Genomic DNA, 15,251 nt, shown 5'->3' on the forward strand with positions numbered 1-15,251 from the left:
GACGCATTGGATAAAAGGAGCGGTCTATGCGGCCCGAAGGTCCACAGCATAGTTGCTGATCAAAAGGGCTCATTGCATATGCGGCATGCCGCGCACTTCCCATAAATTCGAGAGACGCTGGGGCTATATGGGATTCCAAGAAAGTCACGAAGTCTGTTTTTGATCCCAAAATAACCCAGACGACAACAGACATTCGGTGATGAAGTCGAATTTACCTACTGGACAGGCCAAGACTACTGTTTCACGCCGGCCGAAAGACGTGGAATGCGGGACAGGTGCTGCAGGGCCGGGGGCAGTATGACGACGACGAGCATTACCTCGCTCAGCATGAAACCGGCGGCCACACCGTTGGCACCAAAGGTTCGTCCCAGCGTAAGCATAGCTATCACGCCTACCAGTGCTCCGATTGCCGTTCCGGCCAAGACGAAACGAGTCTTCAGCGAGGGTATGAGCAGGTTGCGGATCAGGGGGGTGGACACAGAGACCGCGAAGAAGGCGACGCCGTAGAACCACATGGTAGAAGTAGCCGCCTTAACTTCATCACCAAAAAGCAAGGCGGTCCCAAATTCACCGACAAGGCCTAACGCCAGTAGTCCGAGCAGTCCAAGAGCACAGTGAGCGAAAATTGCGGCAACATGACGCCGCCGGGGACTCTCTGCGTGTGGATCTAGAGTCCAAGCCTGCAAAGTATTGCCAAGAGTTGTAACAGCTATGAGCCCAAACCTGTACAGCTTGTCGGACGAGGCTATGCTTCCGGCGACCGATGTACTTCCGGTGGCCCCTGCCAGCGGAACGGGCGCAGATACATACACTCCGCCCAAAGCATCAATGCTGGCAACGCCAAGCCTTTTTCCTAGTCCTTCACGAATATCAGAAATACTCCGCCCCCTAAAAAGTGGGGGCCATCCAAATTTGTGCTGAATCGCAAGTGGGCCAGCTAAAGACGAAAGGATCCACAAAAGCGGGTAGGACCAGAGAGACTGCGTAAGGAAAACGAGTAAAGCGGCAAGTAAGGTTGCGACTAGACGTGGAATCATATCGTAGACAGCCATACCCCTAGGCTCACCGGCCCCGATGAAGTACCAATTAGGTGTCAGCCCGTTGAGGCAGAACGCCACTGCCATGGCCACAGTGAAGAGCCTGTATTCTTCGGCACCAAGCGACCAGGAGAGACATGTGGCAACCGGCACCACGGCACAGGAGATCAGGAGTCGCTCACCAAGCGATTCAACCCAGAGGCTGCGGCGGAAGCACTCATCTTTTGATTTTGCAATCAGCGCAGGCCCCAAAACATTCCAGCCATAAGTAATCGCTATGCTACCGAAAGTGCCTACAGATTGCCCCACCGCCAAGCTGTACCAGCCGTCCAATCCGCCGACACGCGCCGCGACAGGGAGAAGCAGTAGAGGCGCAAGTGTTCCAATAAGGGGCACAAACGTGAACCCCGCAAATCTCCTAGCGAGCAGCATCCTATTCATTCGGCAGAAGTGCCCTATCGCACATTCGTTATCACTGCCTCAAATTTTTGAGCTGCTTTCGATGGGCTATTTTCGCGCATGTCAGCCAGCCCTCTGGAAGCTAGTGTTTGAGCAAAATGAAGATCATTCAAAAGCCGATCTATATTATTACGTAATCCCTCGGCATCCCCTACTGCCGAAAACAGAGCACCGTTTTCGGCATAGGCTCTCACGCCGCCGATATCGGTTGACACGACAGCACAGCCGCTTGACATGGCCTCAGCGGGAGGCAGATGCCAGCCTTCGCCGTCACTGGCGCATAGATACAACTTCGAGGATTGGTAAGCATACCGAATATCCTCTTTGGAGGGATTTTTTATAAACACGACGTCTGGGTGCAGACCACTGGGCCTTGTACCTGTCCCGAAGGTGATGGCTCGAACTCGAGAATCGCGCTCTACGAACGAATTTATTACTTCAACGACCAGGTCTGCCCTTTTCCAAGGAACATCGGAAATCATCGCACAAATATCGAAGCGACGTTCACTTAAAGGCGGACCTGCAGGAAATTCTTCAGGGTCAATACCGTTGGGAACCAAGTCACATTCCTCGCCCAAGGAATGCATGTGTTCCTGTAACCATGGTGCGATTACGACCTTTCGCAGAGGAAGCTTCCATGTCTTATCAATAAATTCGGGCGCAGCTGACCAGTCCTCGTAGTGCTGGATGAAATATGATGCCGGAATTTTCTGGCGCCGGGCTGCAGAATTCACAACGTGCGCAGTCTGAACTTCAGTGGCTACCAAGAAATCCGTCTTGGGCAACATCATCGGCATCAGGTACGGCAAGGTGTAGACGTTAATCCTTCCGTCCAGCTGGAACCAATGGGGTTTTTGACGAGGTCGAAAACTGGATACAAGTGAAGCCATTGGTCTCCTGACATCAACCTCGCGACGCTTGGCGCCCCAAAGAAGGAGAGCATGTATAAGCGTAACTTGATAGCCGCGCTCTGCGAGATGATTCGCATAGGTATAAACGACCTTGTAACCACCAATGGGGTACTTGCTAAACCCGGGCAGAACAATCGTAATACTGCCACCTGCCGGCGCTTTCGACGATGTGTCCACGGACAGCCCCTTTTTCCTATCGTTTGACACGGTTTTCCGCGAGAGCTTCAGACGGAACTTATTCAACAGCGTACTTTCAGACTTCCAGGTTGAAGGCCAAGGGCTCCTGCCGCATCGGACAAGTTCCATTGGAAAACCGGCCAAGAATTCCAAAAAACAAGAAAAGGCGATATCTCCGCGTCTCAAGCCCAGTATCAGGGCCTTCGACGTCTGGACCCACCCGTGAGAACTTTGGAACGGCGATATCCCTGCTTCAAATTCTGGAGAGGTAACCTTGACGCGCTGACGGAGAGAGTCTGCCATTACCCGACGCCATCCAAAGCTCATGCCATTGGCTGTCTTCAGGACCGCTAACGGGCTGGCGCTTCCCTGATATTTGCGAGAAAGCGCTATCAGATGCTCAAAGGATTTGAATAGACTCTTCCGGGCCTCGACCTCGCCCAGGACGTTGGCGGCATGCTGCACGTAATCCTGGAGGATGTCGTCGACGACCAGCGCTCCCCCCGTGGCCTTCGCACACACAGCGAGCCAATGGTCGTGGACCTGGGTAACCGCCGCGAACCGCGGAAACGGCAGGGCCAGGTCCAGGAGGTCACGGCGAAAAAGGCAGAGACTTCCCGTCACCTGGTTCTGGGCGATCAGCGATCCCAGACTGACGTCTTTGCGGTGCGTTGAGTCGGCCACAACGTCATTCCCGGGGCGCCGGACCACACGGGCTTGACCAGCAACGAGGCTGACATCATGCAGGTGTGGAAGGAGCGTTTCGATCTTTGCCGGGTACCACGAGTCGTCCTGGTCGGACAAAGCAACCCACTCGGCGTCCTCCGGTACGTGTTGGAGTACCCGCTCGAAATTTCCGTAAAATCCCAGTCGGTCCGGAAAACCGAGGACCTTGAAACGCTGATCCCCGTTCATCTCCCGGGTGACAAATTCCTGGACCTCAGCGTGGCCGCCGTCGGCTGAAATAAGGCACTCGAAGTTGGCATGCGTCTGCGCCTGTATCGAAAGCAACTGAGCCCTGAAAAGGTCCCAGTCAGGTTTGTACGCCGCCAGGGCGATGATTCCAAAGGAAGAGGAGTCAAAGGGCATGGTGAACGTCTAGACAGTCGCCGACTGCTGCGCAAGGTAGGCTTCAAGACCCTCACGCGCAGCCCTGGGAGCGAAACCGGATGCCTTGATCTTCGAAAGGTCTAGCACGCTGCTGAGCGGTCGCGGCGCAGCATCCTTGCCCTTGAAATACTCTGCCGTACTCACACCGGAAACAGCATCACGGGATCCACCGGACAGCGCGTAGACGTCCTTTGCGATGTCGGCCCACGACTGCGGCTCACCGTCATTTGTCAGGTTGTACGTCCCATAGTCGGCTGCGCTCTCGAGAAGGTGCCGGATGCCCGCCGCAATGTCCTCCGTGAATGTCAGGCGGCCGATCTGGTCGTTGACCACTGACGGCTCAATCCCCCGGGCGGCGAGCGACGCCATCGTCCTGACGAAGTTGTTGCCATCGCCGATAACCCAACTCGTGCGAAGGATGTAGTGGCGAGCCACCGTGCTGACAATCGCGTCCCCTGCCGCCTTGGTCTGCCCGTACACCCCCAGCGGACTGAGAGGCTCGTCCTCCGAATGGATGGACTGGGAACCGTCGAAGACGTAATCGGAGGAAACATGGACCAGGGTCAGGCCATGCTCGACGGCGGTCTTTGCCAGGTGCGCGACGGCGGTCACATTGTTGGCCCAGGCGGCGATCCGGCCTTCCAGGGTCTCGGCCGCATCGACGGCCGTGTACGCCGCCGCATTGATGATGGTCGAATAGTTCTTCCAGTTCCTGGCTGCAAACGCTTCAGGATCGGTGACGTCAAACTCCGCCCGGCCGACGAACTCCACGGACGAATCCTCGGCGTAAAGCGTCCGCAGGGCCTTCCCCAACTGACCGTTCGCCCCCACCACCAGCGTCTTCTTCGCCGGCATGGGCACGACGTCGGCCAGCCGTGGATGGGCTTTGTCCTTGTCGGACAGTTCTGCCTGTTCAAGCGAAATCGGCCATTGGATGGCTGCGGACTCGTCGGCCAGGTTCAGGAACGTGTATTGTCCCTGCGCATCGGCTGACCAGTGGTCATTGACCAGATAGGTGTACGCCGTATTGTCTTCCAGAGTCTGGAAGGCGTTCCCGACGCCGCGTGGAATGAAGATCGCTTGGCTGGGGTCGAGTTCGGCCGTGAACACGCTGCCAAACGACGGGCCTTCGCGAAGATCGACCCAGGCACCGAAGATGCGCCCGGTGGCAACGGAGATGAACTTGTCCCAGGGCTCCGCGTGGATACCACGCGTGGTACCGGCCTTTTCGTTGAACGAGATGTTGTTCTGCACCGGCCGGAAGTCGGGCAGCCCAAGGGCGAGCATCTTCTCGCGCTGCCAGTTTTCCTTGAACCATCCCCTGTTGTCCCCATGGACCGGCAGGTCATAGACGACGACGCCGGGAATTGGAGTCCGGTGGGCAGCAAGCTTTTTGGAGAACTCGATGGTCATCGGTTACTGGCCCTGTTCCTTGTACTTCGCTTCCGTCTGGGCCTTCTGCGGACGCCACCAGTCCTCGTTGGCCCGGTACCAGGCAATGGTGTCCTCGATGCCCGCGTCAAAGTTGGAGAACTGGGGTGACCAGCCGAGCTCATCGCGCAGTTTGGTGGAATCGATGGCGTAGCGCAGGTCATGACCCGGGCGGTCCACCACGTGGTCATAAGCATCCGGCGATTCACCCATGTGCTTGAGAATCAGCTCGACAACGTCCTTGTTGTTCTTCTCACCGTCAGCGCCGATGAGGTAAGTCTCTCCGATCCTGCCCTTGGCAATGATCGCCAGGACAGCGGAAGAGTGGTCGTTGGCGTGGATCCAGTCGCGGACGTTCTCGCCCTTGCCGTAGAGCTTGGGACGAATGCCATCGATGACGTTAGTGATCTGGCGCGGAATGAACTTCTCCACGTGCTGGTAGGGGCCGTAGTTGTTCGAGCAGTTGCTGATGGTCGCTTGAAGGCCAAAGGACCGCACCCATGCCCGCACCAGCAGGTCCGAACCTGCCTTCGTGGACGAGTAGGGACTGGACGGGTTATACGGCGTCTGCTCGGTAAACCGCTCGGGGTCATCCAGCTCAAGGTCTCCGTAGACCTCGTCCGTGGAGATGTGGTGGAAGCGCTTGTTGTGCTTTCGCGCAGCCTCGATGAGCGTGTACGTGCCAATGATGTTCGTGTCCAGGAAAGGACGGGGGTCGTGCAGTGAGTTGTCGTTGTGCGACTCGGCCGCGTAGTGGACCACGACGTCGGCGGCAGCCACCAGCCGGTCCACCAGCTCTGCGTCGGCAATGTCGCCCTGGACAAATTCGAACCTGCCCTCCGGCAGCCCCTTCAGCGATTCCATGTTGCCTGCGTATGTCAGCTTGTCCAGGACGGTTACACGGTCATCCGTGTTCTCAAGAACGTAGTGGACGAAGTTGGAACCAATGAAGCCGGCGCCGCCGGTGACAAGGAGATTCTGCATGAGCCCAGCTTAGCGTCTCGGCCCTCCCCCTCACCGACCGCGGAGTCTGCGCGACGCCTCAAGGACCAGCCGGGCAAGCATGAACCGTGCGGCCGCTATGCGCCGGAGCGAACGGAAGCCGGCCGGCGTCTCGTTTTGTTCGTGAAGGCGCCGGAGCAAGCTCGGCGTTTCGAGGTGGGCAATTGACTGTGCAAGGTTGCCGCAGATGGCGATCCAAAGATCGTGCGACTCCCGGACGTAGGACGGGATGGGGGTGACGACGTCAACGAAGTCGCGCCGGAACGCCATTCCGCAACCGTAATAGGCGCGGTAACCGACCATGATTCCCACGAGGTTCGCCATGCGCCGGCCGTCCATTTTCCCCGTCAGTGGCGGGATCCATGGCCGCGGGCCGCCGCCGAGCATGGCAAAGTTCGTGGCTACCACGGCGGCATTCCGGAGGCCGTCCAGCATCAGGGCGACCCGGCCGGGAATCCAGACGTCATCCTGGTCGGACAGGAAGATGAAGCTGCCCCTGCTCGCGCCGATGGCGGCTTCGAAGGCGCGGACGTACCCCACGTTGCTGACTCCCCGAATTAGCCGGATTCTCGGGTCCTTGAACCCGTTGATGACGTCAACGGTGTCGTCGGGGGACGCGTCGTCGTAGATGACTAGCTCGTCCGCGGCATCCAGCTGGTCGAGTATCGAACGGATTTGGTCCGCGATGAAGGACGCACCCCGGTAGCTCGCCATGCAAACGCTGACACGGGTGGCGGAAGGAACGCTGGGTGGGATGCTGGTCATGCAACCGACACTAACTGATTCACCCCTGCCTCTGGTGGTGGCTGGCGATGTGCGCCCCTGCCAGGTCCGCCGCGGACTCGGCCGCGGCGGCCGCCACGCGCTAGGATGCGAACCACTGGCCAACTGGCTGGCGGGGCAGCCGCGGCCTGCCGACTGTCCGTGCAGGCTCCGGACAGTGCGCAATCGCCGCGTTGATATAGTTGGGACATTATGCGCAATTTGGAAAACAACCGTGTGCTGGTCATCATGCCGGCGTGGAATGAGGCCGATTGCGTAGGGGCAACCGTGGCCGAAGTACTGAGCCTCGATGAGCCCTACGACGTCCTGGTAGTGAATGACGGCTCGACCGACGGCACACCGGACCTCGCAGCGGCGGCAGGGGCAACTGTCCTGAACCTGCCGTTCAACCTGGGTGTCGGGGGCGCGATGCGTGCTGGATTCAAGTACGCCCAGCGCCTGGGCTACCGGCAAGTCATCCAGGTTGACGCAGACGGGCAGCATGACCCGCGAAATATCCGCGAAGTGCTCAACGGCCTGGAATCAGCCGATATCTCCATCGGCGCCCGGTTTGCCGACCGCGGCGACTATGCCGTGAAGGGCCCCCGGAAGTGGGCAATGAAACTCCTGGCGACTGTCCTCACCAGACTTGCCAAGACGCCGCTTACAGATGTGACTTCCGGATTCCGCGCTGGAAACAGCCGTGCGATCGCGCAGTACCTGGACCACTACCCGGCTGAATACCTTGGAGACACGATCGATTCGCTGGTGGTGGCCATTCGGTCCGGGCTCAAGGTCACGCAGGTTCCCGTGGCGATGCGGCCCCGGCAGGGCGGCACGCCGAGCCACCACCCCATCAAAGCCGCCGTATACCTCGGCCGTTCCTTCTTCGCACTCGCCTTCGCCCTCACGCGCAAGCGATCCAATGTTGCCTTGCCCCTCCCCCTGATGGCAGGAAAGAACTGATGCCGAATATTGCCGCATTCTTCCTGGCCCTGGCCATCGTCGGGCTGGTCGCGGAGATGCTCCGACGCAAGAAGCTGCGCGAAAAATACGCGATCTGGTGGCTCGTCGTCGGAATTGCCACCTTGGTTCTTGCCGCGTTCCCGCAGCTCCTGGATTACGTGGCCCAGGCAGTCGGAGTCCAGCTCCCCTCCAATCTGCTGTTCATCCTCAGCATCCTGATGCTCCTGGGCGTCTGCCTGCACCTGTCCTGGGAAATATCGGTCGTTGAAGAAGAGACCCGCGCCTTGGCCGAAGAAGTTGCCATTTTGCGGATCCAGATTGAACGTATTAACGAGGTGATGGTTGCCGGCCGGCCCGGAGGCAGCCAGGACCCGGAGGTTGAGCCCTAGTGGTGGAACCCTCGCTGGACATCTTCGTGCCCTACTGGGGCGATCCCGACTACATGAAAATCACGGTTGACAGCGTCCTTGCGCAAACGGATCCGCACTGGTTCCTCACGGTGGTGGACGACGCCTACCCGGATCCCACGGTGGAGGATTACGTACGGAACATCGATGACCCTAGAATCACGTACGTCAAGAAAGCCACGAACGAAGGCATCACCGAGAGCTTCAGGACCTCCATCCAGATGGCCCGGCAGGATCTGGTCGCCGTAGTTGGCTGCGACGACATCCTCCTGCCGAACTATGTGGAGACAGTGCTGCAGGCCTACCGTGACAACCCGGAGGCGGACATCATCCAGCCGGGGGTCCAGGTCATTGATGCGGCGGGCGACCCCGCACGCACCCTCGTGGACACCGTCAAACAGCGGCTCCTCAGGCCGTCGGCAGGCGCTCCCCTCCTCCTGTCCGGCGAAAGGCTCGCCACGAGCCTCCTGCATGGAGACTGGCTGTACTGGCCGTCCCTCACGTTCAAAACCTCGTCAGTCCGCACCGTCGATTTCCGCGATGAGTTCCGCATCATCCAGGACCTCGCCCTCATCATCGACATGATCCTTCAGGACCGCTCGCTGCTGGTGGTGCCCACTGTTGCCTTTGCCTACCGGAGGCATACCGAAAGCGCATCTTCGCTCCTGCTCCAGGACGGCTCCCGCTTCGACGGCGAACGCGAGTACTTCAGCCTGGCAGCCACGCTCACCCGGTCCCGGGGCTGGCGCCGGGCGGAACGGGCCGCCAAGCTTCGGCTGACGTCGAGGCTTCATGCCTTGTCGCTGATGCCCGGCCTGGTGAAATCCCATAATCTCGGAGCAATCCGCACCATGGCCAAGCACGGGCTGGGTGCCTGATGGCCGACACGTCCCAAAGCACCCGGACAGCCGCCGTTGTCAGCACCTTCAATCCTCACCACAATGTTCTGGAAAACTGCGCGGCACTGTTGGACCAGTGCGTCGACGTCGTTGTCGTTGACGACGGCAGCACTGCCGCCGACGAGTCCGTCTATTCCGAACTGGAGGCGCTCGGCTGTACGGTTTTGCGACTCCCGCAAAACTCCGGAATTGCGGCGGCCCTGAACAGCGGCATCGCGCTTGCACGGTCCCGTAACCCGTCGCTTGCATTCATTCTCACCATGGACCAGGACTCGCTGGTCCAGCCCGGATTTGTCCAAGGCCTTGAGGGCGCTGCTGGTGCGGCAACCGGCGCCGGGCTCGGGGTGGGCATGGTGGCGCCAGGGGAAGTCAGCGGACTGCCGCGGCGGGTGGTGCGGACTCACCACGGAGTGACCATCGGGGACGAGCCGGTCCAGTCGGGTCTCCTGATTCCAACGGCCAGCCTCGACGCCGTGGGGCCCTTCAACGAACAGCTGTTCATCGACGGGGTGGACAGCGAGTTCTACCTGCGCGCCAAGGCCCGGCAACTGCACTGCGTCATTGCCCTTGACTGCTCACTGCACCATTCCCTCGGCACCATGGTTCCGGCGCGCCTGGGTCCGTGGCCTGTCACATGGCGCGGAAAGCCACTGATGGTGAGGACCGCCTCCACCTGGCGCTACTACTTCATTGTCCGCAACCGCGTCCTGTTGGCGGCCAGGTTTGCGCTCAGGGAACCCTATTGGACCGCGCGGGGACTGCTCACGGACCTCCGGCACCTGACTGTCGTCAGCGTCCTCGCCCCCGGCAGGCGCCAGCGCCTCGTAGCGGCCCGAAAAGGCCTCGCCGACGGGCTCCGGCGGAAGTCGGGCCCGGGACCCGAACGGCAGCCCGGCACCTGATCCCGTTTTGGCCGTGGCTGCGTCGTGGGGAATGATTGATCCCATGCGTGGAATTATTCTGGCCGGCGGAACTGGATCGCGGCTGCACCCCATTACCCTTGGCATCAGCAAGCAGCTCGTCCCGGTGTACGACAAGCCAATGATCTACTACCCTCTCTCCACGTTGATCCTTGCTGGGATCAGGGACATCCTGATCATCACCACTCCGCACGACGCCGAGCAGTTCCAGCGCCTGCTGGGCGACGGATCGCAGTTCGGCATCAACCTTTCCTACGTCCAGCAGCCCTCACCCGATGGACTCGCACAAGCTTTCATCCTTGGTGCTGACCACATCGGCGACGAAACAGTAGCGCTTGTCCTCGGCGACAACATCTTCTACGGACAGGGCATGGGAACCCAGCTTCGGAAGCATGCGGACATCGACGGCGGCGCCGTGTTTGGCTACTGGGTGAAGGACCCCAAAGCCTACGGCGTTGTTGAGTTCGACGGCGACGGCAAGGCACTGTCCCTGGAGGAAAAGCCGGAGAAGCCCCGCAGCCACTATGCGGTGCCCGGCCTCTATTTCTACGACAACGATGTCGTGGAAATTGCGCGGGACCTCAAGCCTTCCCCCCGCGGCGAACTTGAGATCACAGATGTTAACCGGACCTACCTTGAGCGGGGCAAGCTGCAGGTCGAGATACTCCCCCGCGGGACTGCCTGGCTGGACACCGGAACTTTCAATGACCTCAGCGATGCTTCCAACTTCATCCGCACGGTCGAGAACCGTCAGGGGCTGAAGATCGGTGCCCCTGAGGAGATCGCATGGCGCCAGGGCTTCCTGACCGACGACGACCTCCGCCAGCGTGCCGAGCCCCTGGTGAAGAGCGGCTACGGCAGCTACCTTCTTGGACTTCTGGAGGGCTAGCACATCGTGATGGCCATCGCGATGCGCCTGGCCCTTTTCTCGTCGTCGTCCCTGGAGTATTAATGAGCTGGTTTTCCGTCCTGCCGACTGCCTTGGCGTGCCTGCTGCTGTTATTTGCGCCCGGCACGCTCCTGATCGTGGCACTGGGGTTGCGGAATCCAGCGTTCCTGGCAGTTGCTCCGCTGCTTACGGTAAGCGTCGCCTCGGTAAGCGCCATCGTTGCCCCGTACCTCGGCATCGGATGGTCGCTCCTGCCCGTGGGGGCGGCAACGGTGCTCCTCGCGGCGGTCCTCTTCGCCATCCGAAGAATCCCGGCACTCCGCCAACCCAAACTTCCCTGGCGTACTGCGCTGGCAGGATCGCAGCGGATGCTGCTTCTTGGAGGTGTTGGCTTTGGCATTGGTGCCCTTTCCATAGCAATCCAACTCCGCACCGCCTTCGGCAGGCCGGACAACATCTCCCAAACGTTTGACAACGTCTTCCACCTCAACGCCATCCGGTATGTTCTGGATACCGGTAATGCGTCGTCAATGACGCTGACGGGGATGACCAACGGCGGCAATCCGCCGTACTTCTACCCGGCGGCATGGCATGGGCTGGCCTCGCTCCTTATCCAGCTGACGGGCGCCCCGCTGCCGGCCTCCGTCAATGTCCTGAACCTTTGTATCGCCGCCGGCGTCTGGACCTTGGGCTGCATGTTTCTGGTGCGTACCTTGGTCGGGCCGAACCCCTATGCCGTGGGGGCAGCAGGCGTCCTGGCAGCCGGGTTTGGCTCCTTCCCCATACTGCTGCTGGATTTTGGTGTCCTCTACCCTAATTTCCTTGCCGTCAGCATGCTGCCTGCAGCTTTGGCTTGCGTGAGCATCTTCTTCGGCAGCCGCCAGTTCGTAAACATCGGTCCCGGAGCCCGGTTCCTCCTGGCTCCCATGACGGCCCTCGGCGTGGCGATAGCACACCCCAACGGGGTCATGTCACTTCTCGCGCTCTCCGTACCCGTCCTGCTTGCGGCCTGGGCCTTCTTTGCCATCGACCGGCGCAGGGCCGGACGTCCCATGAGGCTCACCTTGGCTGCCGGGGCAGGCCTGCTCGCCACGTTCGGCGTCATGGCTGTCCTGTGGAAGATCATCAGGCCTCCCGCTGTAGCGGCGTTCTGGCCACCAATCCAGACTCAGGGCCAGGCCCTCGGGGAAGTCATAACCAACTCAGCCATGCAACGTCCCGTCGCATGGGCAGTGAGCGCCCTTGCGATAGTGGGACTGGCAATTGTGTTCCGGCGGCGCGCCACAGCCTGGTTCGCGGGATCATTCATCGTCGTCGCACTGCTCTTCGTCGTCGTGTCAGCCGGCCCGGCGGGCCGGTACAGGGATTTGCTGACCGGCGTCTGGTACAACGACAGCTACCGACTCGCAGCCCTGCTGCCCGTCGTCGGAGTGCCGCTGGCAGCGATCGGTGCCGCCTGGCTGATCGAACGCCTGCAGGAACGCACCCTCCGGTTTCGGAGCAATGCGGCCCCCGGGGCCGCCCCGGGACTCCTGGACAGCGCAGGACCAATCATTGCGCTGGTGGTCGTGGGCCTGCTGCAGGCACCGCCTATGGTTACGCCCGTGTTGTCGGCGCAGGCGAACTACTCGACGACGCCGGATTCCCCATTGGTCAGTTCCGACGAGATGGCCATCATCCAGGAACTCGACAATTATGTCCCGACGGATGCAACCGTCGCGGTCAACCCCTGGACCGGCGGGGCCATGGCCTTCGCCATTGCGGACCGCAACACCACGTCGAAGCACACCCTCACGACCTACACCAAGGCCACCGAGCTGCTGAACGACAAGTTCCGCGAAGCAGCCACCGACCCCTCAGTGTGCGCGGCTGCGCGGGACGGCAATGTCCGGTATGTCCTCGACTTCGGCACGCGTGAAGTCCACGGTGGGAATCACGGCTTCCAGGGACTGCAAATCCCCGACGCGACTCCGGGATTCAAGCTCCTGGACCAAAAGGGCGACGCGAAGTTGTTCCAAGTCACTGCCTGCCAGTGACATCCGGGTAGCCCCGGCCGGTAGCCCCACTGCAACCAGTGGTACTGGGCCTTCGGGATCGCTGCTGTGGTTCCCACAGAGTCGCGGACCGGGAACGCTGGTCCCTGCCTAGAGCCTCAGCTTCCGCGAAAGGACCGGAGCCAAGGACTTGGCAAACGTGTTTGTCAGGTGGTTGTCGCGGTACACGAGCACGTTTCCAATGACGGACGGGCAGGTGTCCTGGCGGCAAAGGTAGTCGGATATGTCCATCACCTCAACGCCGGGCACCTGGTCGGCTGCACGTTGCAGCGGATCGTCCACTGCGGTCCTGGCCACCTGGCACTCCGGAGACGCCGGGCTTCTGCGCTGCACGCAGTCGGGGACTGAGAAGGTCGGGTACGGATTGTCGAAGATGACAGCCACCCTCAGGCCCTCGTTCCTGAGCGGCCTAATGAGGTCGACGTAGCCCTTCACCAAGGCATCCGGCGTGTCCCACCTCCAGTGGAGGGCCTCCTCGTAACCACGGGGCACCATCCCGGCAATCACCACCAGGTCCGGCCGGAGGTCCAGGATCCGTTGCAGGGACACTTGGTTCTGCGCCGAACAGTTTGAGTAGACCGTTGAGTCATCGGCGGGTGGCACGGCACTAAACGGACACCCGTTACGGACCATTGCATGGATCTGCCAGCCAGCCGGTTTCCCGGCGAGCACCATAGGGTCCACGAACTGGGCAGCGTGGGAGTCACCCACGATCACCATGTGCTTGGATGGGTCCGCGGACCCGTAGACGCACTTTTCGGGCCCCATAGCCACCGGATCGTATACCCCGCAGCCATCTCCCGCCGTCGTTGGAACGTCTTTCAATGCCAGGGAGGCTTCCGGCCGAATCGGGAGTCCGGAGGGGACCGGCTTCTCATGGCCGGGATCAAAGGCCATGGCACCCGGGTATTCACGGGTGTTGAGCAAGCTTTGGAGCTCTTGGGCTTTGGCTTCCACGATGCCCCACGGAACCAATGCGGACCCCGAGGTTGCGACCACTACACCGGCTGCCACGAGGAAGGTGGCAGCGGAACGAAAACGGACCCTCATGGTCCTGGCCTGGTTCGTCTTGGGACTGTAACGGACATGCCTGAAACGCTGCTCGACAAAATAGTAAGAAAGCGTTGCGCAGAGCATGCTGAGTACCAGGATCGCGGCACCATGCAGGATCCCGGGTCCGCGGCCGAGGAAGTACACGTAAAAGACGACAATCGGCCAGTGCCACAGGTACAGCGAATACGAGATGTCGCCAATAAAGGTTACGGGCCGCCAACTTAGCAGTGCGGGCACGGAGAGGAAACCCGGGGCCGGATCCTGGCCTCCCGCACACAGAATCAGTATCGTGGCTGCGACCGGGATCAAGGCCACATACCCCGGAAAGGCCAAGGACGTGGAGAACGTCAGGGCCGCGAAAACAATACCTGCCAGGCCGGCCCACCCGGCCACCAGCTTGGGTTTGCGTCCCGGCAGGCCGCCCTTGAGGAGCACGGCGACCAAGCCTCCTGCCGCCAGCTCCCAGATACGGGTGCTCGTGGCGAAGTAGGCAACGTCGTGATCGGAGCTGGACAGGAAGATGCTGTGGACGAACGAGCAGACCGTGAGGCCGCCGATGACAGCGACGCAAACGGATGCAGCAGCCCATTTGAACTTCCGGGCGAGGAAGACGCCGCCGAGAAGGAAAATGGGCACAAAGATGTAGAACTGCTCCTCAACGGCCAGGGACCAGTAGTGCTGGACCGGCGAAACCGAGGCTGTGGCGTGCGCGTAGCTGTTGGCACTAAACGCCTGGTTCCAGTTCTGGACCTGGAGCCCTGAGGCAATCACGTCCAGGCTGACCGACTGCCATCGGCTTTGCGGAAGGAGCATCACCGTCCCCAGGACGATGACCAGAAGCACGAGGGTCGCTGCAGGAAGCAGCCGCACAATCCTTCGTTCGTAAAAGGACAACAGGTCAAGGCTGTTGGATTTAGAAATCTCCCGAACGAGTGAGCCTACGATCAGGAATCCGGAGATCACAAAGAAGACGTCAACGCCGACAAAGCCCCCGGGCAGAATAGTCGGCCAGACGTGGTAAACGATGACCAGGCCCACAGCGACCGCACGGAGGCCCTGGATGTCAGAGCGGGCAGATCCGGATTTTCGACTGTTTGGCGTTGCCCGCACATGGCGGCCAACCAACATCTCTACTGTTCGGGGCATCAGCGCCGCAATCCCACGCGTGTCGTCA

General features: G+C 60.6%; 12 protein-coding genes. 6 read left to right on the forward strand and 6 right to left on the reverse strand.

From position 1 onward, the window contains the following. Positions 1-233: 233 nt before the first annotated feature. Genes DC347_RS08885 through DC347_RS08905 form a run of 5 tightly spaced genes read right to left on the reverse strand, consistent with a single transcriptional unit; the run spans position 234 to position 6,892 of the window. The gene (locus tag DC347_RS08885; protein ID WP_206073905.1) at positions 234-1,469 is read right to left on the reverse strand and encodes an oligosaccharide flippase family protein; all 1,236 of its coding nucleotides are present in this window, start codon (positions 1,467-1,469) and stop codon (positions 234-236) included. 23 nt (positions 1,470-1,492) lie between these two features. Continuing rightward, positions 1,493-3,673: a glycosyltransferase gene (locus DC347_RS08890; protein WP_109045106.1), complete on the reverse strand. Its 2,181-nt coding sequence runs from the start codon at positions 3,671-3,673 to the stop codon at positions 1,493-1,495. Positions 3,674-3,682: 9 nt separating this feature from the next. Next, positions 3,683-5,107 (reverse strand): bifunctional dTDP-4-dehydrorhamnose 3,5-epimerase family protein/NAD(P)-dependent oxidoreductase, encoded by a 1,425-nt coding sequence (locus tag DC347_RS08895; protein ID WP_109045107.1) that lies wholly within the window; start codon positions 5,105-5,107, stop codon positions 3,683-3,685. Between the two features lie 3 nt (positions 5,108-5,110). Then, the gene (gene rfbB / locus DC347_RS08900; protein WP_018760197.1) at positions 5,111-6,109 is read right to left on the reverse strand and encodes a dTDP-glucose 4,6-dehydratase; all 999 of its coding nucleotides are present in this window, start codon (positions 6,107-6,109) and stop codon (positions 5,111-5,113) included. Positions 6,110-6,139: 30 nt separating this feature from the next. Then, on the reverse strand, positions 6,140-6,892 hold the full coding sequence (locus tag DC347_RS08905) for a glycosyltransferase (RefSeq protein ID WP_109045108.1): 753 nt from the start codon (positions 6,890-6,892) through the stop codon (positions 6,140-6,142). 210 nt (positions 6,893-7,102) lie between these two features. On the opposite strand from DC347_RS08905, the gene DC347_RS08910 reads away from it, so the two are divergent. From DC347_RS08910 to DC347_RS08935, 6 genes are all read left to right on the forward strand, one after another. Continuing rightward, positions 7,103-7,855 (forward strand): glycosyltransferase family 2 protein, encoded by a 753-nt coding sequence (locus DC347_RS08910; protein ID WP_109045109.1) that lies wholly within the window; start codon positions 7,103-7,105, stop codon positions 7,853-7,855. Continuing rightward, positions 7,855-8,244, forward strand: a complete 390-nt coding sequence (locus tag DC347_RS08915) for a DUF2304 domain-containing protein (RefSeq protein WP_109045110.1) — start codon at positions 7,855-7,857, stop codon at positions 8,242-8,244. Before DC347_RS08910 ends, DC347_RS08915 begins: the two co-directional genes overlap by 1 nt. Next, positions 8,244-9,140: a glycosyltransferase gene (locus DC347_RS08920; RefSeq protein WP_109045111.1), complete on the forward strand. Its 897-nt coding sequence runs from the start codon at positions 8,244-8,246 to the stop codon at positions 9,138-9,140. The genes DC347_RS08915 and DC347_RS08920 overlap by 1 nt, the downstream gene beginning before the upstream one ends. Further along, positions 9,140-10,063, forward strand: coding sequence for a glycosyltransferase (locus DC347_RS08925; RefSeq protein ID WP_109045112.1), 924 nt, complete (start codon positions 9,140-9,142; stop codon positions 10,061-10,063). Before DC347_RS08920 ends, DC347_RS08925 begins: the two co-directional genes overlap by 1 nt. A gap of 43 nt (positions 10,064-10,106) precedes the next feature. Then, positions 10,107-10,970, forward strand: a complete 864-nt coding sequence (gene rfbA / locus DC347_RS08930) for a glucose-1-phosphate thymidylyltransferase RfbA (protein ID WP_109045113.1) — start codon at positions 10,107-10,109, stop codon at positions 10,968-10,970. 62 nt (positions 10,971-11,032) lie between these two features. Continuing rightward, a complete protein-coding gene (locus tag DC347_RS08935) occupies positions 11,033-13,006 on the forward strand; it encodes a DUF6541 family protein (RefSeq protein ID WP_109045114.1) in 1,974 nt (657 codons plus the stop codon). Positions 13,007-13,114: 108 nt separating this feature from the next. Here the strand turns inward: DC347_RS08935 and DC347_RS08940 are convergent, their stop codons facing one another. Beyond that, on the reverse strand, positions 13,115-15,223 hold the full coding sequence (locus DC347_RS08940; protein WP_109045115.1) for an acyltransferase family protein: 2,109 nt from the start codon (positions 15,221-15,223) through the stop codon (positions 13,115-13,117). Positions 15,224-15,251 lie beyond the last annotated feature (28 nt).

It is taken from the genome of Pseudarthrobacter sp. AG30 (assembly GCF_003116525.1).
Taxonomy (GTDB): domain Bacteria; phylum Actinomycetota; class Actinomycetes; order Actinomycetales; family Micrococcaceae; genus Arthrobacter.